Origin of the sequence: Streptomyces europaeiscabiei (assembly GCF_001550375.1) — a bacterium.
Classification (GTDB): domain Bacteria; phylum Actinomycetota; class Actinomycetes; order Streptomycetales; family Streptomycetaceae; genus Streptomyces; species Streptomyces europaeiscabiei.
Window position 1 is genome coordinate 1 of sequence record NZ_LRTR01000816.1, and the last position, 24,214, is coordinate 24,214.

Here is a 24,214-nt window from a genome sequence, read left to right on the forward strand (position 1 = left end):
AGCGGCGGGCACGCGGGCGCGTTCTCCCCGCTGGCCGTCTCCGGTGCGCTGGTGCTCGGCCTCGTCGACAAGACCGATCTGGAGGTCTCCGCAGTGGCGCTGTTCAGCGCCAGCTTCGTGATCAACCTGGTGCTCTCGATACTCACCTACGCCCTGCTCGCCAAGCGCCCCGCCCCGCTGGTGGAGGGCGCCGCGGACGCAGCCGACGACGAGGACCTCGCCGTCTCCGGCAGGCCCGACTGGCGGCAGTGGCTCACCCTTGCCTCGCTGGTGGCCCTCGTCGTCGGCGCGCTCGGCTTCCACCTGGAGATCGGCTTCCTTGCGCTGGCTGCCGGCGCCCTGCTGGCCCTGGTGGACATGAAGCGGCAGGAGAAGGCCGTGGACGGCGTCAGCTGGTCCACCCTGCTTCTGGTCGCGGGCATGATGACGTACATCGCGATGCTGGAGAAGGCCGGCATCATCGAGGAGATCTCCGAACATGCCGCCAACCTGGGCGCCCCGCTCGTCGTCGCCCTGCTGCTGTGCTTCACCGTGGCCATCACCTCCGCCTTCGCCTCCTCCACCGCGATTCTCACAGCGATCATCCCCATCGCCGTACCTCTGCTGCTCTCCAGCCACCTCAGCGCCGTCGGACTGATCGCCGCTCTCGCCGTCTCCACGACGATCGTCGACACTTCTCCCTTCTCGACCAACGGAGCACTCGTCCTCAGCAATGCCCGTGGGGTGGACACCCGCCGCTTCTACCGCCAGGTCATCGGCTACACCGGCGGAATCGTCGCCCTCGGCCCCATCGTCGCCTGGGGCGCCCTGGTCCTGCCCTGGTCATGACGCAAAGACCGACGACGGACAGCGGAGGGCGCCGAGCTGGACCACACACGGCGCCCTCCGTCCTGATTCTGTGTGCGGGACCAGGGGGATGCAGACGCAGTCGGCGACGGGCAGCGTGTACCGATGCGACTCTTTCGACGCACTGCGGGAAGGCCCTCACCCGGAGGTCGAGCGACCGCCGCTTCCGCATCGGGGCTGTCGCATCCGCCCCCACCTGCCGTGGGGGGCCGTCCCGGCGCCTCTGCGGCCTGCAGACCCGCTCCCAGGTGCCGTCGACGGCCCACATTCGCAGCCGGTTGTAGAAACACCATCTGGAACCGCGAGGGGCGTCCATGCGACAGCACACCGATCACCGCCATTGAGATCATCGTGCACCCTCCAGCTCTGCCCAGCGCACTGGACCCGGGCCGGGCCCCCTCCGGCCGCTGGGGTTGGGTCTGCCGGCTCTCGGCCGCGAACTCCAACCAGGCCATGCACACCCGGGACATCGCACGGCATCTCGGGCTCCCCACTTCGGGGCGCCCCCTCAGCAGCCTCGCCGCGCAACTCTGCTACTGGCTGGCGCAAGACCCGACGCGAAAGCGTCCGATGCCTCAAACGCCGCGCTGCCCGGAAGGTCTTCCACCTGGTCAGGCCCACACAGCCATGACCCCCGTTACAGGGGCGGTGTGAGAGCGGGTGAGACGACGACGCCCCGCCGGAAGGCTCCGACCGGGCTTCTGCGCAGGAGATCAGTGGCCCGGCCGCGTTCAGGCGCTCGGTGAATACGTACAGGGCCGCCAGAAGTGCGTCCGAGCCGGACGTCACGTTCAGCCGCGGGCGATGGACCGTTCGATGAGGGCCACGATGGCGCGGGGATCGTCGACCTCGATGACGAGGCGGTCGTACCTTTCGGCGTCGGCGAGTTCGATGACGACCGCCTTGTCCGGGTTCTTCACGTCCCAGAAGAGTCGTTCACCGTTGCGGCGGAAGCGGCCGGCGGTGATCACACCGGGGAAGTAGGTGCCACCGACGCGGATGCCCTTCGGTTCGCGGGTGATGCCGGGGTCGTGGGTGGCACCACGCACGTGGGTGAGGGGGATTTCCAGGCGGCTCTTGAGAGTCCAGAGCTTGTCGAGGCCCTGGAATTCGGCCGTCAGCAGACCGCGTTCACGGTCGATGGAGAGCAGGGCCATGTCAGTGCTCCTTGAGGGCGGTGGGCTGGGCGCGCAGGCGCAGGCGGGTACCGAGGACGGTGGAGGCGAGTTGAGGGGCGGTGTCACCGTGGGAGGGGCGCAACGCGTCCTCCAGCGCGGTGATGGCTTCCGCGACCAGCGCGGCAACCTCCGGGTCGTGGGGGGCGCGTTCGGCGGCGGCGAGGAGGAGAAGTCCGGCGGCCGGGCCGTTGTCGTACGAGGCGATGGCTGCCGTCAGTGCCTGCGTGGGGTCGGTGAGAGTGGCGATGACGGCGGCGGTCGGGTGGATCTCGTGGTCGAGGTGGTTGCGGAGGGCGGTCAGATGCAGGCCCCGCTTGGAGCCGAAGACTTTGTAGAGACTGCCTCGATGGATGCCGGTGGCTGTGACCAGGTCGTCCACCGAGGTGCCCTCGTAGCCGTGGGCGGCGAAGAGGACGGCCGCGGTACTGACGGCCTCATCGGTGTCGAAGGCGCGTGGTCGTCCCATGCCCATGACCGTATGCGATTAAAGAACGCTCAGTCAAGAACGGGCGTTCTTTTACGGGGGTGCAGGGAAGCCGACTCTTCTCTGGGGGCGCCCCTGGCAATGATGCGGTGCTGTTCCGGGTCAGGCGGGCACGAACGTCTTTCGAGCAGGGGCCTGAAGATTGCGGCGGCGGCCTTGTGCCCACCTGGCGGCAGGTCAGGCCGACGGGCGGTATTCGCCGTGGCCGCGACCAGCACACACATCGGACTCGCTCATCTAGGGTGAGCGGCGGGCGACAGGTGACGTGAGGCTCCCGAGTGCTCGACCGCGTCGGACCTGGCTGGCGCTGGGTCTGCTGGACCGGCCGACGGCCAGGCTGCCGACCGTGCCAGAGATCCTTCGATTCCAGCTACGGCCCCAGCGCCACCTTCCGGCTCGCGCTGGAGGAGCGCGGCTGGTCGTACCTCATGGCCGTCGACCCGAACGAAACCGCTCGGCCGGCAGCGGCCGAGCCGTTCAACCCGATCATTCGGGTGTCTGGGTCGAGGCGGCAGGCTCGGAGTCGTCGGCCGATGTGGACCGCTCGATGTCGTCGTTGGTCGCGGCCAGCCATCGCACGGTCCGCAGACTGGTGTCGCTCCGCGCTGATCGCGACCGCTGACCGGGCCCGACGGACGTTACGACAAGGAGTACTTGATGGAGCACGTATTCCTGCGCGGGCTCGATGTCTCGCGCATCGGCCTGGGAGCCGTGACCATGGCCGGCACCTACACCACGGGCGGAGGGTTCGATGACGCCGAGTCGATCCGCACCATCCACCGGGCGCTGGACCTCGGGGTCACCCACATCGACACCGCCGAGATCTACGGCCCCTTCCACAGCGAGGAACTGGTCGGCAAGGCCGTCAAGGGCCGGCGCGACGATGTCGTCATCGCGACGAAGTTCGGCCTCGTCTCCCACGCCGGCGACGGCCCCGGCGTCATCGACAGCAGCGTAGGCAACGTGAAGACCGCGGTCGAAGGCTCACTGAAGCGGCTCGGCACCGACCACATCGACCTCTACTACCAGCACCGCGTCGACCCGAACACACCCATCGAGGAAACGGTTGGCGCGCTGGCCGAGCTGGTCACCGAAGGAAAGGTCCGCCACATCGGACTCTCCGAAGCCGGCCCCGAGACGATCCGCCGGGCACACGCCGTGCATCCCGTGGCCGCGCTGCAGACCGAATACTCCCTGTGGGCCCGCGACGTCGAGGCCGAGATCCTCCCGCTGCTGCGCGAGCTCGGCATCGGATTCGTGCCCTACTCGCCCCTCGGACACGGCCTGCTCACCGGCCAGATCCGCACCGTCGACGACTTCACCGTCGACGACTGGCGCAAGACGAACCCGCGCTTCACCGGCGAGAACTTCCAGCGCAATCTGCGCATCGTCGACGAAGTGCAGGCCATCGGCGCCGAGATCGGCGCCACCCCGGCACAGACCGCGCTGGCGTGGCTGCTGACCCGCGGCGACGACATCGCCCCCATCCCCGGAACCCGCCGGGTCTCGCGTGTCGAAGAGAACACCGCCGCCGACGGTGTGGAACTCAGCGCTGCTCAGCTCGACCGCCTCAACAACCTCACACCCGCCGCCGGCGAACGCCACAACGAGGCCAACATGGCCAGCATCGACCGCTGACCGCTGTTCCCGGCTCAACCAGCGCTCTTGGACTTCGCGAAGGACTGACGCCCGGCGAAGCTCCCTGACCCGTCACACCGACCCACCCGCGTCCGTCACCTCTTCCCTGAACACCGATAAGGCTTCTCACCATGCCCAAGGTTCTCCTTGTCGTGGGCCACCCCGACCTGTCCCGGTCTAAGGCCGACGCCACGCTCGTGGACGCCGTCCGCGATCTGCCCCATGTCACCGTGCACGACCTCTACGCCACCTACCCCGACTTTCAGATCGACGTCGCCGCAGAGCAGGCGCTGCTGGCCGACCATGATGTGCGGGAGACAAAACCCTTCGGGCGGCGACCGGTGCGTTCCCCTGCTTCGAGGACGAAGCGGGTGTGACCGGTCGTCCGCCCGAGGGCCGCGCCTTGGGCCGGCGCGGGATCACCCCGACCGCGGGCGTCTCCGGGAGCCGGGGCCGGCTCGAAGACGATGAAGGCACTCGTTGCCGAGCGGGACGGGCTGATGGTGGTCCTGTTGGCCGGGTATGCGCCCGGCCCGACCCGACCCGACCCGACCCGATCCGACCCGGTTGAGGGCCGGGCCGACGCACGTCGAGCAGAGCCTGGCCACCCTGGCCGCCCGTACCCACAGCGAACTGGAAACCCTGCTCCGCAGGCGGCTCAAAGCGCTGCAGTACCGGCAAATCATCCTCGGTGATTCCCCACCGGGACGGGCCTCGCACTCGACATACCGAACGAACCCTAAATGCGCCGGAGTCGGCAATCATCGTCATTTAATTTCGCCAAGAAAGTTCCCCCCGGATTAGCGGGCAATAAAGCATCCGATGCGGCCGGGGGAGGGGCAGATCGCCCCAACGCGCATAGACCGCATAGTTCGTACGAACGGTACGGCCAGGTCCCGTCAACCCCTCGCGCCTGTCAACCCCCTGTCAATGTTCATGCCGGTAGATAGCCATGCGGAGAGTTGTATAAATATTTCTCCATGGCCGCATCTTGCCAACCGGCGGTCACGCGTGAATGCTCGTGATCACTTAACTTGAATGTTCTAAGACCATCGATTTTCGGACACGGAGAATCGCAACGTAATGTCGCGGTTCGGCTTTCTGGAATGCGGCCTACGGGCTGGGAAGGCTCAATCCCCATGCTCAAAACCGGCAAGCAATTACGCTTGCGAAGAACTTTGCTCACGGGTGACGACCGGCATCTGCGCATCCCGCTCGACCAGTGCGTCTCGGACGGTCCGATCGTCGTCGCCGACACAGGGGACGGCCTGCTGCGGGCACTCGTGGCCGACGTGGCCGACGGCATCATCGTCCACAAGGGACACGCCCGCTCCTTCGCGCCGGGCGACACCCACAAGGACATGGAGGGACCGCGCCGCCGGTACGACGACTGCGGCGACCGGATGTTCCCAGCGGAACTGCGCCACGCCTCCACCGAGGTCGAGGACGCGACCGACGACGACGGTCTGATCGTCCTCACGCTCCTCCGGAGCTTCGCCAGCACCACGGTGCGGATGGCAGGCTCACTGGACGGCTACCGGTGCCCGTGCACCGACATCCACGCGGGCTGGTCCGAAGGCCTCGGGGTCGCCCTCACGCAGAACCACGCCGAGACCTGCCTGCGCGACGGCGACGAGGCATGTCGCCTGCTGACGCGCGTACGCACATCCCTTGTTCACGACGGTACGAAGGACTGAACGCCATGCGGATACTTGTCGCAGGAGCCACCGGAGTGGTCGGCCATCCCTTGGTGGGCGCGCTGCGGGCGCGGGGCCACCAAGTGAGCGCGCTGGTACGGGAGGAGTCCCGGGCCCGGGCTCCGGAAGCGGACGCGATCGTGGTCGCCGACGCACTCGACCGGGAAGCGCTGCTGGCCGCCGTGGCGAACCTACGCCCTGAGGTGGTCGTCCATCAGTTGTCGGCGCTGCGGCTGCTGGGGGACGACCCCGCTGGGGCCTTCGCCCAGACCGCGCGACTGCGCACCGAGGGCACCGCCAACCTGGTCGCGGCGGCTCGCGCGGCCGGTGCCCGGCGGCTGGTCGCGCAGTCCATCGCCTTCGCCTCCGCGCCGACCGGAGACACGCTCGTCGACGAGGACGCACCGCTGTACGTGGACGCCCCTGACCCCGGCTGGGCGGCCACCGTACGAGCGGTTGTCGAGTTGGAGGCCCAAGTACTCGGCGCTTTCCCGGAGTTGAGCGGCGCGGTGCTGCGGTACGGGACGCTGTACGGCCCCGGCACCTCGTACGCCCGTACAGGCGGCGGGAGCGCGCAATTAGTACTGGCGGGGAAGTTCCCGCTGCCCGAGGGCGGGGCCGGGGTCACCTCGTTCCTGCATGTGGAGGACGCCGTGGGGGCGGCGGTGGCGGCCGTGGAGTCGGAGGCCACTGGTGCCTTCCACATCACGGACGACGAACCGGCCCAGGCCGCCCAGTGGTTGCCCCACTACGCCCGGGCGCTGGACGCCCCGCCGCCGCGCACGATCCCTGTGGAGATGGCGCTCCGGCTGCTCGGCTGGTTCATGACCCACCAGCTCACCGCGGCGGCCGGGGCGTCGAACGCTCGGGCGCGTACGGAACTTGGCTGGAAGGCGCTGCGGCCGAGCTGGCGCGACGGGCTGGGCCAGGAATGACCGGACCCGAACCGGGCCGTTCGGGTGACACCCGCGATGCCGTCGTCCTGTGCGGACTCGGGCTGCACTTCTGTCGTACCGGGCTGAGCTGGGCGGCTGGTACACGCCGTTGAACGCGTTCACGTCGGTCGGCCCGCCCGCGTTACGGATCGTGCAGCTGATCGCGCTGATCGAGGCGGACGTGCCGCAGGTGGTCGGTCCGGGGGTGCGGATGTCTCCGACGGGCGGTGGGAGCGGTCTCCATCGGCCCGGTTTCCTAGTGGACGCGGAGGAGGTGTCTGAGCAGCCGGTGCTGGTGAGAGCGCTCGTCGAGGCGCGACTGCCCGGCATCGGCCTGCGGTGCAGCGGCGATCCGCTGCTGCGGGGGCTGCTGGCGGAAGCAGTGTCACGCGGCAGGTGGGCCAGGCCTTCGAGGAGGCCGAGTCGGCCCACGGGCCGGTCACCGTCCTGGTCGCCAACGCGGGCACCATCGAGGACCGGCTGCTGGTGCGGATGACCGAGGCGGACTTCACCCCCGTCCTCGACACCAACCTCACCGGAGCCTTCCGCGTCGCCCGGCGCGCGGTGCGCGGAATGCTCCGCACGGGCCACGGCCGAGTCGTGCTGATCTCCTCCACATCGGCATTGCACGGCGCCCCGGAGCAGAGCAACCACGCGGCGGCGAAAGCGGGGCTGTTGGCTTCGCAAGGTGGTCACCGACCCAGGAGCTCGACCCTCGGGACATCACCTGCAATGTGGTGGCGCCCGGCCTGATCGAGACGGACATGACCGGTGCGCCGAAGAGCAGCACCAAGAGCTGCTGCGGCAGACCCCCGACGGAGGCGCCGGACCGGGGCACTGAAGGCTGCCCCGACGGAATAGGACAGAACAAACTTACACAGTCTTCCTATTGAAAGCGAAACATTATGAACCCAATCACCGCATTACGCCCATCCGCCACCACCGTGGAGCAGTACCGCAAGGAGGACCTCTGGCGCGCCGACAGCATCCTGGACGACCTGGCGCGGTGGCGTGCCGAGACCCCCGACGCCCCCGCCCTCCTCGCGTCGGAGGCCGGCCGGGGCGTCGTGCGGCTGAGCTACGAGCAGTACGCCGAGTATGTGGACCGCTTCGCCGGCGCGTTGCACGCGCTGGGGGTGCGCAGCGGTCAGGTCGTCGCGATGCAGTTGCCGAACCGCTGGCAAGTCGGACCGCTGGTACTGGCCTGCGCCCGGCTCGGGGCCGTCGCCGCGCCGATCATGTGCGCGTTCCGCCCCCGTGAGCTGGAGCGGATGCTCCGCCGGCTGGATGCCGTCGTCTGCGTGACCATCGATCGGTGGGACAACTTCGGGCACGCCGCGGCACTGGCCGAGATGGCACCCCGGCTGCCCGCACTACGCCACCGTGTGGTGCTCGGCGAGCGAACCGCCGACGGGGACGACGGGGAACTCGACTTCCGCGAGTACTTCGAGCACACGGAGCACGGCACCCTGCCGGATCCGTCCGTCGTGGACCCGAACCGGGTCTCCTTGGTGCTGTTCACCTCCGGCACCTCCGGCGAGCCGAAGGCTGTGCTGCACACCCTCAACACCTCGTACGCCTGGTACGCCCCCGTCGCGGCCGCCGACGGCATCGGCCCCGACAGCCGCGTCTACTCACCGAACGCGGCGACGCACATCGTCGGCCTCACCATGGGGCTCCTCATGCCGCTGCACCGCGGGGCCTGCGCGGTCATGACGGACCTCTGGGAGCCGGAGGCCGTCATCCCCTTCCTGGCCCAGGCCCACGTCAGCTGGATAGTCATCGTCCCGTTCTTCCTCTCCACCCTGATCGACGCGATGGAACGCACATCGCTGCGACTGCCCACCGTGCGGGTCATCCGCGCAGGAGGCACCACGGTCCCGCAGCCGCTGTTCAGGCGGGTGACCGAGACCTTCGGAATCCCGCTGGACGTGGGCTGGGGGATGACTGAGGGCGCCAACATCTTCACCCGCTCCGGAGAACACGCGGACCTGGCCGGCCGCACCGTCGGGCGCTGCGCCCCGGGCCACGAGATCGACCTGCGGGCCGACCACCCGATCAGCGACGACCGACCCGGGCGTCTCTTCGCCCGCAGCCCTTCGCTGTGCCTGGCCACCTGGGGGCGGGACGACGGTCGATTGACCGTGCTCGCCGAGCACAACGACGGCTGGTACGACACCGGTGACCTCGCGGCACCGGACGGCCACGGCGGCATCCGGCTGCACGGCCGTGCCGAAGACCGGATCGGCGACATCATGATCCCGGTCAGTGACGTCGAGTCGGCACTGCTGGACCACCCCGACGTACGTGATGTCGCCCTGGTCGGCTACCCGGGCAGCCAAGGCGGCGAGCTCGCCTGCGCGGTCGTCGTCCCGGGGGAGCGGACGCCCACCCTCGAAGGCCTGCGCGACTGGCTCGGCGGGCTCGGCATGAGCGAATGGTGCCTGCCGTCCCGCCTGGAACTCCTGCCCGAACTGTCGCGCAACCAGACCGGCAAGGTGCAGAAGAACCTGCTCCGGGAACGGCTTCAGCTCCGCTCAGCCGACTGAGAGGTTCGGGTCGCCCGGGAGAGTCATCCCCGGGCGACCCGAATACCAGGCCCTGTTCCGACCCTGCGTGGGTCCGTGTCCATCACCCCCGGATGGGGAAGGAAGCCCGGTCCTGCGGTGTCGTTGATGCCCTGCGCCGCCCTGCCCGAGCCGTGTGCTCCCCGTACCTGGCGCCGTGTCCTCCTACCGGCGTCTGTCCAGGGCGTGTAGCAGACCCTGCGGCGCTATCCGCGGCGGGCCGTGGTGATGAAGAAGGTCGCCGTCGCGGTGAAGGCGTTCCGGCGGGAGAGATCGCTCAGGTCGTCCCTCCACTGCGCCGCCGCCGCCTCGCTGACGGTACCTTGGGTGAGAGCCGCCGTCAGGGCTGGCTCCAGTACCACGTCGAACGCGGACGCGTGGTCGTTCAGGGCCGCCAGGACAGGAACGACCGCGATGTCGGTGAATCCCGCGTCGGCGAGGTGGTAGGCGCTGTGGGTGCCGGCGTGGGGATTCGGGACGGCTGAGCAGAACGCGTTCTTGACCGCGTCGGTCGTCTCCAAGAACCGCGAACTCAACGCCATCGACCCGAGATCGGGGTCCGCGAGAACGATCGTCCCGCCCGGCCTCAGCACTCTGCGGGCCTCGGACAGTGCCTCGGCGGGAGCGCCGAAGTGGAGGAAGGTCCGCTCGGACCGGTACCACGACAGTTCACCGTCCTCGAACGGCAGCTCGAAGGCGCTGCCCCTGACGACGTGACAGTGCGGGAACCTGGCCAGGGCCGCGTCGACCATGGCCTGGCTGCTGTCGACCCCCACGGCGTCCTTTCCGAGCCGTACGAGATCCGCGACGGCGCGGCCGGCGCCGCACCCGACGTCCGCCCCCTTGCCCTCGGCGGCCTCCAGGGCGCGGTAGGTGACCTCCCGCACGGTGCGGCCGCTCTCGCTCTCCTCCATCTTCCGCAGATAGGCGATGAAGTCCTCGGGGACGCCTGACGAGTCGACGTCGTTGAAGCGTGCGGCAATGCTTTCGGCGGTGCGTGGTCCGGTGGTGTCCACGTGCTGCTGTCTCCCGTCAGGGGATGCCTGATGATTCAGTGCGGGTGGCGCTGTCGATAAGTCGAATCAGCTTATCAGTAAGGGAATTGACGGTACGTCAGAAGAAACCGGACCTCGTTCGAGTGCTCCACACGGCAGCTTCGCCAAGGTCTGCAGTAGGGCGGCGGCCTTGAGGTACAACGATTCGGTACTTATACGTCCGACCCGGTGGACGGAGTTCGGGCGTCACACGCCCGTGCACCGCTGCGGTGGACGACACAGGCCGACGGATCTTGGGTGAGGACCCCGCCCACAGCATGAGGGAATGGCCATGGCCGGCGTGGAGGAACCCGTCCGGCTGCTGCAGCTCTTCGCCGACGCCCGGGCTTCCTGCCCTCTTCGCCGTAGCGCGGCGATGCGCTCCTGGAGTGCTTCGGGACTTACGGAGTTCATGGCAGATGAGTCGAGAGCCGTCCGGCAAGGCGGAAGACGTCGATACGGACCCCTTCGAGCGCGCCCGGGCGAGAGCGGCGGATCCGTCGAAACATCCACTTCTCACCGCGTGGAAACCCTTGGTCGCACCGCCCGAACCGGTCACTGCCCGAACGTCGTACCGGGCTCGCTATGGTCATCACGTGACCAACCCGACCTCACGCGACTACAACAAGGCATCAGTCCTCGACGTGGTCCTCTCCCACGCGCCCTTGACGCGGAACAAGCTCATCGAGCTGACGGGCCTGAGCAAGGCCACGGTGTCCAGAGCGGTGGAGGAGCTGCGGGCCGACGGCTTCGTCATCGACGGCGGGGTCGACGAGGTCACCGGCCGCGGCCGCAGGTCCACCTATCTGGACCTGCCCGGCACGACCGGGCATGTCGCCGGTGTCAGCTTCGGTGCCCAGACCGCGGGTGTGCTGGTGACCGACCTGAGGGGTCGTGAGATCCAGCACGTGACGGTCCCCACCGTCGATCATCAGGAGGTCGAGGGCGCCGCGCGATGGCTGGTCGACCTCATCGCGCAGGCCGCCCGATCTGCGCAGGGTCCTCTGCGTCAGATCGTCGTCGCAGTGCCCGGCCGGGTCCAGGGCGGCACGGAGATCTTTGGACCGGCGGAGTCGATGACAATCTTCGAGGGCTCAGGCCTCCAGCAAGCCGTCGAAAACCTCATCGAGGCCCCAGTGCTCCTCGACAGCGATGCCAACGCGTCCCTGCTCGGAATCCTCACCGACGACGCAGCCATCAAGAACGCCGCGCTCTTCAGCGTCAGTACCATACTGAACTTCGCCGGCTGCACGGATCGCGAGCTCGCCCGGGGGAGTACACCCACCTTCGGCGACATCGGTGTGCTCTCCTCGGGAGTCGGCGACGAGAGCCTTGACGAGCTGCTGAGCACCCGAGGTCTGCTCCGGTTCGCTCGCAGGCGGGGGCTCGACCTGGAGCGCATCGAGGATCTCTGGCTGCAACGGCACACCGAGGCGCCGCACACCGAAGTGCTGCAGGCGTTCACCACCGCGATCGTGACCGCTGTCAGCGTCGTCGCCGTGACGCTCGACCCGGAGTCTGTCTATTTCGTGGGCCGGCTGCGCCCGCTCGTCGACGTCGTCCTGCCCCAAGTGCGGGGGCGGCTCGAGCAGAGCCTTCCGGCGGTGCCAGAGATCAGGACGGGTCCGCATCGGATCGGTCTGTCGACGGCGCAAGGAGCGGTCTACGCATGCCTGACGATCGCTCAGGAACGGCTGCGCGACGCCGTGCTCGGAGCACGGCAACAGAACCGGCTCACGGAGCAGTCCGCACCGGCCTTCTGAGCCGACCGCCAGCAGGCGAGACGCTTGGGGTCTCCGGTGAGGAATCGGGGCCCGCCATCAGAGGGAGCCTCACGAAAGCAACAGCCGGCTGGCACCTCTCGCCTCCTGACTGTGCCGATCTCGCCCCACATCGCTGCGCACCGAACTCCGGTGTACTGGCCACGACGACCAGCATCTGCACGATCCGCTACGTGTCGGGGCAGCTGTCTTACAAGGGCGGGGTGTGCTGCTGGGGCAGTGCATCGTCAGCCGGGACGTCGAGATAGGCAGCGGTGCGGGGGCTGGCGCGTGGACACGTCGACGTGGCGATCATCGGGACGGGCCTGACGAGCCTTTCGGCGGCACTGTACCTGGCACGCAAGAACGCGATGGCGCAGGTCTTCGAGAAGCGCAGGGGGCAGATTCGGCGCGCCGGACCTCGACGGCGGCATGGCCACACAGAAAAGTTTCTAGTTTCAGGTTGGAACTGGAATGAATGATGGTAGGTTTCTGGCCATCGCAGTGAGCAACCCTGGAACGAGACTGAAGGTGTGCCTGCCGATGACTTCAACGCTGAGTCGGGCACTCGCCCACTACCCCAACCGGTTCGACCCCGGGGTACTGGGCGAGCTCCCCGAACACCTCCGGAAGACCATCCAGCGCCGGAACAACGTGCTGGGTCCTGGTTACACACTGATCTACAAGGAGCCGGTCGAGTTCGTCTCCGGTCACGGCGCCCACCTGATCGACCGTGACGGCAACGACTACCTCGACGCGTACAACAACGTCCCCTGTGTCGGTCACGCTCACCCCCACGTGGCCGAGGCCGTCTCCCGGCAGATGGCGGTGGTCAACACCAACACGCGCTACGTTCAGGAAGCACTGGTCGACTACGCGGAGCGGCTTCTTTCGACGTTCCCCGAGGAGCTGTCCAGGCTGAGCATCGCGTGCAGCGGTTCGGAGGCGAACGACCTGGCGGTGCGGGTGGCGCGGTTCCACACGGGCGGCGAGGGCATCATCGTCACCCGCTGGGCTTACCACGGCCTCACCCGGGAGGTGGCGAGCTTCTCACCGACTCTTGGAGCGGGCTCGCCGCTGGGTCCGAACGTCCGGTTCATCGACGCTCCGGACCCGCGCCTCGTCGCGCCCGGATCCACGCTCGACGCGCACATGCGGCAGCAGGTGCGCGGCGCGATCGACGACCTCGAGCGCCACGGCTACCGGCTCGCGGCCCTGATCACCGACTGTGCCCACAGCAGCGATGGCATCTTCACCGACCCCCCCGGCTACATGCAGGCCGTGGTGGAGGAGGTGCACGCGGCCGGTGGTGTCTACATCGCGGACGAGGTCCAGTCGGGATTTGCCCGGCTCGGGGACTCGATGTGGGGCTTCAGCCGCCACGGTGTGCTGCCGGACATCGTCACCATGGGCAAGCCGATGGGCAACGGCCTGCCGATCTCGGGTGTGGTCTTCCGTCCGGAGGTCTGCGAGGAGTTCGGACGCAACGTCCGTTACTTCAACACCTTCGGGGGCAGCTCCGTCCCCGTGGCCGCCGGCGCCGCGGTCCTGGACGTCTTCGAGAAGGAGAACGTGCAGCAGCGCGTCCTGGACAACGGCAACGCTCTGCGCGCAGGGCTGCGGGAGATCACCAAGGATTCCCCCTACGTCGCCGAAGTCCGCGGCGCCGGTCTCTACGTCGGTGTGGAGATCGTCAAGGACCGGGAGACCCTCGAGCCCGACCGAGCACTTGCCGAAGACGTCATCAACGACATGCGTGATCGCCGCATCCTGATCAGCGGCACGGGCACGTCGGCGAACACGCTGAAGATCCGCCCTCCGCTGGCTTTCGACTCCGCCGATGTGACGCGCTTCCTGGAGACCTTCGCCGAGGTCGCGAAAAACCGTCTGTAACAGGCCGGCCGAAGGGACTGATCGTGAATACCTCTCCAGCTGCGAACCATGCTCAGCGACTCCTCGAGGAGAGCGGCCTGACGTCGTCCCACGAGCCCATCGACGTGATGCCGGTGAGTAATTTCCTTGAGGAGCGCTACCGCCTCACCGGGCGTCTGGGGCGACTGGCGACCGAGAAGGACGACACGTTCAGGCTCAACACCGACTCGAGCACCTACCTCGTGAAGGTCTCACCACCTGACGAGGCGGAGACGGTTGTCGCCCTCCAGACCGCCGCGATGCGCTACCTCGAAACCACCGCTCCGCACTTGCCCGTCCAACGGGTGAGGCTGACCGCCGACGGAGACGATCATGTCACGATCAGGCTGAACGACGGCAGGACTCGGGTCGTTCGGGTGTTCGACTTCGTCGAAGGCCAGCTCCTGGCCGATGCGAACCCGGACGCGAAGCGGCTCGCCGAGGCGGGCGAGATGCTGGGGCTGATCGACGTGGCGCTCGGACCGTTCACGCACCCGGCGGACCGACGAGGTCTGGCATGGGACATCCGGCATTTCCACCGGCTGACCGAACTGGTCGAGCACACGCCGAGCCCTGAGCACCAGCGGTTGGCCCAATCGGTCTTCCGGCTCTTCGGCGAAAACGTCGTCCCGAGGCTGAGTGATCTCGAAACGCAAGTGATCCACGGTGACTTCAGTCCTTACAACATCGTGGTGGATCCGAGGAGCGATCACTTCGTCACCGGTGTCATCGACTTCGGCGACACGATGCGCAGTGCGGTGATCTTCGATCCTGCCGTTCCCATGGCGAACCTGCTCGGCAGGACGCCGGATCATCCCTGGCGGGACGCCTGCGCCTTCGCTGCAGGCTACCAACGGGAGAGGCCCATCCAGGCCTCGGAACTCCCGCTGCTGCCCGTTGCCGCGTTGGCGCGACTCACACTGCGTGCGCTGATCACGAACTGGCGCGCGGAGCGCGCACCCGAACGCCGCGAGTACCTCCTCGGTCACGCCAAGGACGACTGGACCAATATCGAGTGTTCCTTGACCGTGAGCCTGGACGACGTTGTCGCGCACCTCAGGGAAACCCATCACGGGCATTCCTGAAATTCACTCCCGAACCTGTGCAGTCTGCCCCAGAAGAAGACAGGAGCATCCTCATGACCATTCCCTCGTTTCAGTTCCGGCCGAAATACGTCTCGTTCGACTGCTACGGCACGTTGATCGAGTGGCCGATGACCCCCATCACGCATGAGCTCGTCGGCGACCAGATCCCCGCCGAGCACTGGGACCAGTTCGTGCGGGAGTTCCGTGGCTACCGCTACGACCAGGTCCGCGGCGCGTACTACCCCTACGAGCAGGTGCTGCAGGACTCCTTCGAGCGGGTCTGCCGCAAGTGGGGTGTGAAGGCGGCGCCGGACGCGGGCAAGCGGTTCGCCGACGGCGTCCGTAGTTGGGGGCCCCACCCGGACGTGGTGGAGCCGCTGAAGAAGATGGGCGAGCACTACAAGCTGGTGATCCTTTCCAACGCCGACGACTCCTTCCTCGCGGAGAGTGTGCCGAAGCTCGGGGCGGACTTCCATGCGGTCTTCACCGCGGAGCAGGCCGGCTTCTACAAGCCCCGGTACGCGGCGTTCGAGTACATGCTCGACCAGCTCGACGCGTCCCCCGAGGACTTCGTGCACGTCGCCTCGCACACCCGTTACGACCACATGTCGATGCACGACATGGGCTTCCGTAATCTGGTCCTGCTGGACCGCGGCTGCGACCCGGTCACTCACGGTTATGACTACGTGACGGTGAAGTCCCTGGACGACCTCAACACCATGCTCGGCATCTGACCCGAAGACAACACCGGACCCGCACGGCATACACCCCGGGTTTCTTCCACGGTTCTTGTTCGCCGTGCGGGACAAGAGTCCGGTGCCGATCTCTTGCTGCAGGACGGCCCCAAAGCTCTCCAGGGCAGCGTGCCGAGACAGTTTCCGGTTCGGCCCATGCTGTGCCTGTACGCCAACTAGCCGCTTCTGGTGCCGAGGTGGGTGGAGGTGTGCCTACGAATTTGTGGTCGCTGCGGATCACGCAGCCTGGCTCCAGGCGGCCCAGCAGCGCCGGCCATGTCCAGGGCGTCGACGACGAGTTCGGCGAGGGGGCAGTGCAGCCATCGAGTACCCGATGGCTGCACTGCCCCCTCGCCGCCTGTGAATCCGGTGGGAAGTACGTGACGACATGCACGACGCCTTCCTTCAACTCACCCACTGCATGACACTCGCCCGCAAGTACCCGACTTGCTGAAAGCGCCCCTAGAGCCCCAGCACTTCGCCGTACTTGATGGCCCCGTGGGGCAGTGCGAAGCCGAACGGGGTCAGCGACTTGCCCAGCGGGTACGTCTCCTCGGTACTGCTCGGCGCGAACCAGACGCCACCCGACCTGGGTTCACCGGCGTTCTCCCCGGGCGCGCTCACCGCTGTGTCCCACAGGCCGTCGCGGTTGTAGTCGCCGACGGCCACCTGGGCGCCGAAGCGGTCGCCGGCCTCGGCCGTGCCGGGCATGTTCAGGGTGCTCTGGCTGCGGGCCAGACCGCCGTAGAGGCCGTGCTCCGTGCCGTTCATGGTGACGTATCCGCCCGCGTCCTTCACGGTGCCCACGTCCTCACCGGGCACGCCGACCACCAGTTCCGGACGGCTGTCGCCGTTCAGGTCGCCGGCGGCCAGCGCGGCGCCGAAGTCGTCGCCCTCCTCGGCGGCACCACCGACCTCCGGATTCGACTGGGTGATGCATTCGTACTCGGCGCCGAAGTTCGCGCTCTTCGAGCCCTTGAGCACGAGCACCGCACCACCGAGTCGGTCCTCGCAATGCGTGCTCTCCGATTCGGGGTTGGGCTGTATGAGGCCGGCCGCGAGGTCGTCGGTGCCGTCCTGGTCGAAGTCGGCGGCGGCGAGCGCGCTGCCCCGGTCGGAGTCGGCATACCACTGGGCCGGCTTGGCCTGGTCGTCCCAGCGCGTGATGAAGGTGCTGGAGTCCTCGATGCCCTGCCAGGTGGCGGCGAGGTCGTCCCGGCCGTCGCCGTCGAAGTCGCCGGTGGCCAGGGCGCGGGTGGCGCCGCCCATGCTGTAGCGGCGCAGCGTGGTGGTGGTCACGGGGTCGGCGGTGAGCGGGCCCGGGCGGAACCGGAGCGCGCCGTGCTCCTCGCCGTTCTCGCCGAACGCGAGGTCGGTGTCGCCGTCGCCGTCGTAGTCACCCGTGGTGATGGTGCGGCCGATGCTGCTGTACTCGGACGAGCCCCTGGCCAGGGTGGTGCCCTTGACGTTCCACTCCGAGCCGTCCAGGACGGTGATGGTGCCCTCGTCCTTGAGCTGATCGGAGGTGAGCGACTCGCCGCTTGCGCCGACGACGAGCTCGAAGACGCCGTCGCCGTTCACGTCGACGGGTGCCACGGAGGAGCCGAAGCGGTCGCCGGCCTCGGGCGTGCCGGGTACGCCGGCCTCAGCCTGGCTGATGACGCCGGTGGACTGGCTCGGGCTCTGCGGGCCGCCATAGATCACGCTGACGTAGCCGGCCTTGGCCTTGCCGTCCACCGTGGCGTTGGGCATGCCGACCGCGATGTCCGCGTATCCGTCGCCGTTGAAGTCGAACCGAGGAGTCGTTGCAGCCGCGGCGCTCCCGGCGAGCGGCAGGGTCAGGCCGGCTGCGGTGAGTGCCGCCACGACGGCGGTGGCGGCCAGGGTGCGTGCGCGCACGGTGAACTCCCATAGTCGAAGGAGGAAATGAGGGCGAAGGTCTATGGGGATGTGACTCATGAGGTGCATGAAGGGTTGTGTGAAGGTGGCCGCCCGGTGGACACGACTTACTTCAGCTCGAGTTCGCCCCCGATGTCCGCCGGAGTGATGCGTCGCGCAAGATCCAGGGTGACGTACTTGTGCAGGAGGTTGAGGCAGCCAGCGAAGCCGAGGGAATCGATCTCGTCGTCGGTGGCGCCCACAAGGGCCTCGATGCCCCGCAGGCCCGAGTTGTCGAGCCTCTCGCGACAGATGGATTCGACGCCCACGAGCTGTCTAGGAGGCTCCGCCCGCATGCTCGGCCAAGGCCAGGTCACCCGACCGGAAACGTCCATTTGACCACCACCGCTCAAGATCGAAATGCTAAGGGTGACCCCTCGCTGCGTCCGGCAGCCGGGGACCCAGCCTTGAAGCGCAGATCGCCTGGGCAAGTACGTCGTGAAGTTGTGTGCGCCGCCCTCGATGACATCGCGAAGCCGCACGAGGGCGGACTGTCCGGGCTCCCCGCCGAGGACTGCACGCCGCAGAAGTACGCGGCTGCCCGCCCCCGGGGCGACCGCCCCTCGAGCCGGTGGTGACGATGCTCAGTCGGAGCCCACAGTGAACTCCTGCCAGTGGATTCCGTCGGTGGATATCCGGTAGTGCCCGTTGCCGTAGCTGTCGGCCCACAGCCAGCCGATCGGGGTGCTGGTGACGGACCCCGCCGCCCCGTGCGAGCCGCGTGCCCGCTGGAACGTCCTGGCGCGGTCGGTGCTGCGCCATACCCCGTTCTCGCCGTACACCGTGAGGCTGCCGTCGTCGGCCGCCACGACGTCTCCGAGTGAGGAGAGCGGCTCGACGCCCCTGCGATAGGTCCACAGGCGTGTCCAGGTGTGGCCGCCGTCGGTGCTGGTGTGGAGCGCGCGGAGGCCGTTCTTCACCTCTTCGTGGTCGGGGAGCCGGCCCGTCTGCTGCGCGTACAGGCCGTCCCTTCCGGCGACGACTTGGAAACCCCACCCCTCCTTCGCGGCGCCCGGCATATCGGTCAGCTGCCAGGTGCGGCCGCGGTCCTCGCTCCTCGCCTGCGTCGGCAGACCGGATTCGGGGTCCTCGCCGGACACGAAGAGCGCGTTACGCGCCACGTCGCCGCTCGGGGCCAGGAGGCCCTTCAGAGGCGGCTGCCGCTCCAGCACAACGTGTTCGCCGGTGTCCGGCATCACGACGAGGAGTCGGTTGCGCGCGCAGGTGTTGGCGGGGTCGGACGCGTCCAGCTCCACACACTCGTCGACGAGGAGACCACCCGGGGGGACCGTCGCCGTGGTGCCCCGCGGCTTCTGGGTGCCGACCGCCCAGGTGCGGCCGCCGTCGCGGGTGAACCAGGTGGGGCCGGGTCGGGACCAGTCCTCGTGCTGGTCGATGATGACGGCGCGGCCCGCCCCCAGGACATGGAGCCCCGCGGTGATGCCCAAGTCGCCCTTGACATCAGGCAACGGGGACTTGGCCAGGCGCCACTTCCCAGCGTCCGTGTCCAGTACGGCGACATGCTGACGGCAGCGCTCGTCGGTGCACTCGGCGAGGAGGGCGAAGCCGGAGCCGTCCGCGGCGAAGCCGAGGCTGTGGGACCATCCCGGGAGGGTGGAAGCCGATGGTATGCGCGGTGATGTGACGGCGGTTTGGCCGGGCCGTACGGAGTTGCCCGCGGACCCGCCCGCCGGGTCGACGACGCACGCGGTCAGGAGCAGGACCGCGGCGACAGTCCCAAGCAGAGCCCTCAGCCTGTGAACACTCATGGATCCCCCTATCTGCGGTGGCTGGCAGCCACTTGCTAGTCCTGGTACACCACAGACCGGGTCCGGGTTCCACTCCTCGCCGGACCAATTTGCTCAGGCGCCCGAACCGCCGTACCGCCAGAGGGAGGAGCACCACGAGCAGCACCAGCCCATGAGGCCCTCTTCTCATGCCCGCGTAGCGGTCACCCGGTCGAGCTTCCCCTTCGGCGGAGACCGCTCAAGCTCGGACACGGTGACGTCCGGGTCGTCCAGGGCCGCTGGGCACGGCACTGGCAACCCCGCCGACTGTCTGGTCGCCCGGCTGGCCCCACGCCCTGACCTACCCCGAACACGGACCGGAGCTGCAGCGGCTGGTCAGCGATCGCGACGCCGGGAACACGGGGAGTCGAGCGGCCGACCGAACCGGGCCAGGTCCTTCAGCGCGTACTTCGCCGGACCAGGGGATTGCTCTCGTCCCCGGTGATCACCGCCTCCACCGTCTCCGCGAAAGCGACGAGATCCTCCGGCTCGTACCCCGTGATCACGCGGATGTTCTCCGCGACGGACGTCACCCAGGACCGGTAGTCGCGAAGGAACTCCCCGAATTTCGCGATGCGTTCGTCGTCGGTCACATGCTGCTCGGGGCACAGGTCGCTCAGTCCGTTCGCCTGGGTATCGGCGATCGCCGGCCACGAGGACTGCCAGCGCCGCAGCCACTCGGTCTCCCGGTAGAGGGGGTCGGCCGCGGCGTACAACGCGCCGAAGGCCATGAACGCGTTCTGCTGCCGGTCGTGGGCGTGCGCCCAGTGGTCCCGGAAGACGAACACCGACCAGCTCATCGCAGCCTCCCGCAACGTGTGCCGACGTTCGGGTCGATGCGCACGTCCATTCTGGAGTGCCGCACGTACCGTCCTGGAAGTTGTACGACTGGAGCCGGTTGACCGGAGTGCTGGGCCAGCGTGTGAGTACGCGGCTCTCCTCGGCGGCCGTGAGGGGCATGATCGCGTCGATCGTGTTGGAAGCCCGACCGATGTTCGCCATGAACTGCAGCCACCGTCGGTCCAGTTGATGTTCAGCGAGAGTGGGGAACTTGCCCCACGGGATGGGGGCCATGACAGCAGGCTAGTAGGTGCGACCGTGCCTACTTGCGCACGTGGAAGCGCAGCATGGTGACCCCGCCCGACTGAACGTTGCTGAATGGTTCCAGCTCGATCCGGTCGAGGCCCGGCGGCGCGAAGCGGACGCCGTCGCCGAGCAGCACCGGCAGCACGTACACCAGGATCTCGTCGACGAGGCCGCGCTGCAGGCACTGGGCGGCCACGTCGGCGCCGAGGATCTCCAGGTTCTTGTCGCCGGCGGCGCGGCGTGCCGTGGCCACGGCTTCCTCGATGTCGCAGGTGAGGAAGGTGACGTTGGGGTCCGGCTCGTCGGGCGGGCGGTGGGTGAGGACGAACTGCGCCCCGCCGTCGTAGTCGGTGTTCTCGTCGGACATGCGCTTGCCGACCTCGTACGTGCCCCGGCCGATGAGCATGGCGCCCGTGGCCGCCATGACCTCCGGGAACGTCGCCGACGTCATGTGCTCGAAGATCCAGTCCATCGTGTGGCCGGGACCGGCGATGAACCCATCGAGGGACATCACCCTGTTCACGACCACTTTGCCGGTGCTCGCATCCGTCATGCGTCTCTTCTCCAAGCAGGTGAGGGCCGGGATCGCATCATAGGTCGGTGAGCAACATGTTCTCCGGCGGTAGCCACGACCTGGACCTCCAATGGCGCCACCGCGGTGTTCATCGACGTGCTGATGCCGGCCGTGTCCGAGCTCGCCTCCGAGGACTGGGGCTTCCGCTTCGCGGCGCTGCTGACCCTGCAGGACCAGAACGTCATGGGGCGCGGTGCCGTCGGGTTCGACCTGGCGGAGTTCGACTGGGGTGCGGCGGAGCGGGAACGCGCCCGCTCGAAGGAGTTCGTGCTGCGTGCCACAGCACTCGCGGCGAGCGGACATCGCTGGAGCGACTGGGCTACCACCCGCCCCGCGTGCATGACTACCTGCACCGCTTCACGACCATGGTGGAGTCCTGCCCCCCCCGCCCGCCGACAGCAGCGCCGCACGGGGCTTCCCCAGCCCGGACGAGGCCGCGATGGCCCCGTGCGTGCGCCACCGCGTCCTCAGCGCGCTCCCGCTCCGGGACGGCTGCTTCCTCTGCAATCGGCCGCACTACCAGCCCGCTCGATTCCACATAAGGCGGGCCCTGCCCGCGGACTTCCCGCCCTTCCAGACAGTCTTCCGGTTCTTCAGCCGGTGGCGAGCGGCCGGCATCTTCAACCTCATCCGTGACCAGCTCAGGCGCCTGGTCCGTCGTGCCATGGGGGCATTGCCGCACCCCGTGGCCGCGGTGATCGACTCGCGGTCCGTCAAGGTCGCCGCCACCGTCCCGAGATCCACTTCCGGCTACGACGCGGGCAAGAAGCTGCCGGGTCGCAAGAGAGATATCGTCGTCGGCATGGAGGGCCTGCTGCAGGCGCTCCCGACAGCACGTTCCGGCGTAGTCCGAGCGGTACCGTGCAGAAGGTCACGTCCCAGAAGCACAGAGGGCCGGGTCACGAGGGCAGATCGGGACCCATGAGCGTGGCGCGTACGGGTCGTGCTCAGCAGCAAGACCCCCGACGGTGCCAGTCGGCCGATCCGACCCATCTGCTGGTTCACCATGTCCTGCGCGAGCTGATGCTGAACATCGCCCCTCTCTGCACCGCATGACGAGGCGCGCCGAGAGAGCCGAGCAGATGTCACCGGCGTCCGCGGTGCAGTCCCAGCCGGCCCGGGGACGGCGCTCCGGTGACCTCGTTGACGTAGAGGGTCAGCTGCTGTCGGAAGCGTTCGACGAGGGCGCGGCCGGCCATGAACGCGTCGAAGCCGTCCACATTGGCGTTGGGGTAGTCCCAGATGAGGCGGTAGCCGGAGTGGGGGGCGACGTCGGTACGGGGCAGGGCTCGTACCGTGCGTCGCGGTACGAGCCCTGCCCCGTGCGGTGCCGCCCTGCGGCGGCGGTGCGTCAGCTCTGTGCGGTGTCGTCGCCCGCCTGCCCGGCGCCCTCAGCTGCGCCTGTCTTCTCGCGCATCTTGCGCACCAACTCCGCCTTCTGGTCGGCTGCACTCTGGCGGTCGAGGTTGCGGTGCGGACCGTTGTTCTGCCGTTCGGCGCGGGACAGCTTCTTGCGCTGGCCGCCGCCCATGCCCACGGGGTTGTTGATGTTCTTGCTCACGGTCACGGGCTCTCCCGGTAGTGATGTGAAGTGATCTACGGGTTCATCGGTGGGGGACGGGCGGCGACGTTGAAGTACGTCAGCAGGGGCCCGTCACGCTCTCACTCGTAAATCGGCGGCTGGAAGAACATGACAAAGAGGTTACCCGGTTCCGTCGGCCCCGCACACCAACCGAAGCCGGCCAGGACCGGCGCCCCGTCGTACCGGAAGAGCTTGGCGGGATTGATGTCCCGGTGGTAGATCCCCTGCACGGCGAGCCCGGCGAGGGCGCGGGCCAGCGGGGCGTGGTGCCGTGGGCGTCGTCGGTGTCCCAGATCGGCAGGATGCCGGGAGACCTGTTCACCTGCTGCATGAAAAGCGCCTCGTCGGAGAAGCGCCGGCGTCGGAGCCCGCGCCCCTTGTCCACGCGAGCCCCGCCCGGTGTGGGCGGGTCGGCGGCCGTCGTCGCGCCACCGCAAAGCGTTGTCGTCGCCGCTGTTGTGGTTCGGTTGAGGCTTACGCGGGCGCTACGGAGGGCGGGGAACGGGTCTTCCTGGCATGCCTGGACGGTAGCGTTCGGGCACTCCGCTCGGGGACCGAACGGCATGGTCTGAACACGCAACGGCCAGGCGCCACCCGAACGTGGCGACGGCCCGATGTCCTCGGCGTCCTGGTGGCAGAGGACGAGCCAGGTGTCGAAGGGAGGGGACGCGGGTGCTTAGGATCGCCCGGTGACGCAGAACGCAACCCTGGCAGGGGTCTTCGACGATCTCGCCCCCAGCTACGACCACGAGCACCACGAGGAGGTCGCGCGGGCCCTGCTGGCCATGGTCGGTCCTGGTCCGATGGACGCCGTCGCCGACGTGGCCTGCGGAGCGGGCGCCGTGGCCCTGCAACTCGCGCGGAGCCGCCCCGCCGACGCGTCGCCCGTCCTCGCCGTCGACGTGTCGCCCGGCATGATCGAGGCAGGCCGGGCGCGTGCCGCGTCCACGGTGCGGAGCGCTGCGATCGACTGGCGCCTCGCGGACGCCGTGCCGCTGCCGGTCGCCGACCACTCCCTCGACGTCGTCCTCTGCGCCTCCTCGCTGCACTTCCTGGGCGGCCGGGCGGTGGCCGACTGGCGGCGTGCGCTGCGCCCGGGCGGCCGGGTGGGGTTCACGCTCCCGCTGGCCACGTGCTTCCGGCCGTCCGAACGCTTCTCCGCGCTCCTCGCGGCGGACGTCCCGCTCCCGGGCAGCGCCGAGGAGGCAGACGCCTGGGCCACCGCGAGCGGCTTCACCGACGCCGTCTCCCACATCCACGTCCTCGGCAACCGCCGCGTGGTGGTGACCTCGGCCGTCATGCCCGGCGGCCGTTGAACCCGCGGGCCCGTCCCGGGTACCGGTCGCGGCGCCCGGTCGACGGCGCCCGGCCTACGGCG

23 protein-coding genes and 1 pseudogene are annotated in these 24,214 nt (G+C 68.5%); 14 read left to right on the top strand and 10 right to left on the bottom strand.

Annotation, left to right across the window (positions count from 1 at the left end; all coding sequences use genetic code 11):
- Positions 1–828 (top strand): SLC13 family permease (locus tag AWZ10_RS40415; protein ID WP_060893559.1); only part of this gene is annotated, 828 nt, incomplete at its 5' end.
- A gap of 809 nt (positions 829–1,637) precedes the next feature.
- Here the strand turns inward: AWZ10_RS40415 and AWZ10_RS40420 are convergent.
- Positions 1,638–2,003: a hypothetical protein gene (locus tag AWZ10_RS40420; protein ID WP_060893560.1), complete on the bottom strand. Its 366-nt coding sequence runs from the start codon at positions 2,001–2,003 to the stop codon at positions 1,638–1,640.
- Position 2,004: 1 nt separating this feature from the next.
- Complete coding sequence (locus AWZ10_RS40425) at positions 2,005–2,490, bottom strand: TetR/AcrR family transcriptional regulator (protein WP_060893576.1); 486 nt, start codon at positions 2,488–2,490, stop codon at positions 2,005–2,007.
- Between the two features lie 296 nt (positions 2,491–2,786).
- Between AWZ10_RS40425 and AWZ10_RS56060 the strand changes: the two genes are divergently transcribed.
- The 7 genes and pseudogenes from AWZ10_RS56060 to AWZ10_RS40455 all read left to right on the top strand — a co-directional run bounded on the left by AWZ10_RS56060 (position 2,787) and on the right by AWZ10_RS40455 (position 9,327).
- Positions 2,787–3,263 (top strand): transposase, encoded by a 477-nt coding sequence (locus AWZ10_RS56060; RefSeq protein ID WP_107417596.1) that lies wholly within the window; start codon positions 2,787–2,789, stop codon positions 3,261–3,263.
- Complete coding sequence (locus AWZ10_RS40430; protein ID WP_060893561.1) at positions 3,166–4,146, top strand: aldo/keto reductase; 981 nt, start codon at positions 3,166–3,168, stop codon at positions 4,144–4,146. The genes AWZ10_RS56060 and AWZ10_RS40430 overlap by 98 nt, the downstream gene beginning before the upstream one ends.
- A gap of 131 nt (positions 4,147–4,277) precedes the next feature.
- Positions 4,278–4,523 carry an NAD(P)H-dependent oxidoreductase gene (locus tag AWZ10_RS40435; protein ID WP_060893562.1) on the top strand — a complete coding sequence of 82 codons (246 nt, stop codon included), beginning with the start codon at positions 4,278–4,280 and terminating at the stop codon, positions 4,521–4,523.
- A gap of 789 nt (positions 4,524–5,312) precedes the next feature.
- Entirely contained in the window at positions 5,313–5,843 is a 531-nt protein-coding gene (locus AWZ10_RS40440) for a beta/alpha barrel domain-containing protein (protein ID WP_244172714.1), read from the top strand.
- Between the two features lie 5 nt (positions 5,844–5,848).
- On the top strand, positions 5,849–6,778 hold the full coding sequence (locus AWZ10_RS40445) for an NAD-dependent epimerase/dehydratase family protein (protein ID WP_060893563.1): 930 nt from the start codon (positions 5,849–5,851) through the stop codon (positions 6,776–6,778).
- 387 nt (positions 6,779–7,165) lie between these two features.
- Positions 7,166–7,554: pseudogene (locus tag AWZ10_RS40450) on the top strand (SDR family NAD(P)-dependent oxidoreductase); the annotation flags it as partial.
- Between the two features lie 129 nt (positions 7,555–7,683).
- Positions 7,684–9,327, top strand: coding sequence for an AMP-binding protein (locus AWZ10_RS40455; protein WP_079104640.1), 1,644 nt, complete (start codon positions 7,684–7,686; stop codon positions 9,325–9,327).
- 224 nt (positions 9,328–9,551) lie between these two features.
- On the opposite strand, the gene AWZ10_RS40460 is transcribed toward AWZ10_RS40455, so the two are convergent.
- Positions 9,552–10,361 (bottom strand): methyltransferase domain-containing protein, encoded by an 810-nt coding sequence (locus tag AWZ10_RS40460; RefSeq protein WP_060893565.1) that lies wholly within the window; start codon positions 10,359–10,361, stop codon positions 9,552–9,554.
- Positions 10,362–10,975: 614 nt separating this feature from the next.
- Here AWZ10_RS40460 and AWZ10_RS40465 point away from each other — a divergent pair.
- The 5 genes from AWZ10_RS40465 (at position 10,976) to AWZ10_RS40480 (ending at position 15,869) form a co-directional block, all read left to right on the top strand.
- Positions 10,976–12,142 carry an ROK family transcriptional regulator gene (locus AWZ10_RS40465; RefSeq protein WP_060893566.1) on the top strand — a complete coding sequence of 389 codons (1,167 nt, stop codon included), beginning with the start codon at positions 10,976–10,978 and terminating at the stop codon, positions 12,140–12,142.
- 302 nt (positions 12,143–12,444) lie between these two features.
- Positions 12,445–12,621 (top strand): NAD(P)-binding protein, encoded by a 177-nt coding sequence (locus AWZ10_RS56065; RefSeq protein ID WP_159058538.1) that lies wholly within the window; start codon positions 12,445–12,447, stop codon positions 12,619–12,621.
- A 61-nt stretch (positions 12,622–12,682) separates the two neighbouring features.
- A complete protein-coding gene (locus tag AWZ10_RS40470; RefSeq protein ID WP_060893567.1) occupies positions 12,683–14,032 on the top strand; it encodes an aspartate aminotransferase family protein in 1,350 nt (449 codons plus the stop codon).
- Between the two features lie 23 nt (positions 14,033–14,055).
- Entirely contained in the window at positions 14,056–15,135 is a 1,080-nt protein-coding gene (locus AWZ10_RS40475) for a phosphotransferase (protein WP_234360626.1), read from the top strand.
- Between the two features lie 53 nt (positions 15,136–15,188).
- Entirely contained in the window at positions 15,189–15,869 is a 681-nt protein-coding gene (locus AWZ10_RS40480; RefSeq protein ID WP_060893569.1) for a haloacid dehalogenase type II, read from the top strand.
- A 462-nt stretch (positions 15,870–16,331) separates the two neighbouring features.
- Here the strand turns inward: AWZ10_RS40480 and AWZ10_RS40485 are convergent, their stop codons facing one another.
- From AWZ10_RS40485 to AWZ10_RS40515, 7 genes are all read right to left on the bottom strand, one after another.
- Positions 16,332–17,768, bottom strand: a complete 1,437-nt coding sequence (locus AWZ10_RS40485; RefSeq protein WP_060893570.1) for an FG-GAP repeat protein — start codon at positions 17,766–17,768, stop codon at positions 16,332–16,334.
- 107 nt (positions 17,769–17,875) lie between these two features.
- A complete protein-coding gene (locus tag AWZ10_RS40490; RefSeq protein WP_060893571.1) occupies positions 17,876–18,076 on the bottom strand; it encodes a hypothetical protein in 201 nt (66 codons plus the stop codon).
- A 315-nt stretch (positions 18,077–18,391) separates the two neighbouring features.
- Positions 18,392–19,576 carry a beta propeller repeat protein gene (locus AWZ10_RS40495; protein ID WP_079076654.1) on the bottom strand — a complete coding sequence of 395 codons (1,185 nt, stop codon included), beginning with the start codon at positions 19,574–19,576 and terminating at the stop codon, positions 18,392–18,394.
- A gap of 416 nt (positions 19,577–19,992) precedes the next feature.
- On the bottom strand, positions 19,993–20,394 hold the full coding sequence (locus AWZ10_RS40500; protein WP_060893572.1) for a hypothetical protein: 402 nt from the start codon (positions 20,392–20,394) through the stop codon (positions 19,993–19,995).
- Between the two features lie 302 nt (positions 20,395–20,696).
- Positions 20,697–21,233, bottom strand: coding sequence for a dihydrofolate reductase family protein (locus AWZ10_RS40505; protein WP_060893573.1), 537 nt, complete (start codon positions 21,231–21,233; stop codon positions 20,697–20,699).
- Positions 21,234–22,339: 1,106 nt separating this feature from the next.
- Complete coding sequence (locus AWZ10_RS49210; protein WP_319053818.1) at positions 22,340–22,474, bottom strand: hypothetical protein; 135 nt, start codon at positions 22,472–22,474, stop codon at positions 22,340–22,342.
- A gap of 131 nt (positions 22,475–22,605) precedes the next feature.
- The gene (locus AWZ10_RS40515; protein ID WP_199845802.1) at positions 22,606–22,821 is read right to left on the bottom strand and encodes a DUF6243 family protein; all 216 of its coding nucleotides are present in this window, start codon (positions 22,819–22,821) and stop codon (positions 22,606–22,608) included.
- 704 nt (positions 22,822–23,525) lie between these two features.
- Between AWZ10_RS40515 and AWZ10_RS40520 the strand changes: the two genes are divergently transcribed.
- On the top strand, positions 23,526–24,152 hold the full coding sequence (locus tag AWZ10_RS40520; protein WP_060893575.1) for a class I SAM-dependent methyltransferase: 627 nt from the start codon (positions 23,526–23,528) through the stop codon (positions 24,150–24,152).
- The last annotated feature ends 62 nt before the right edge of the window (positions 24,153–24,214 follow it).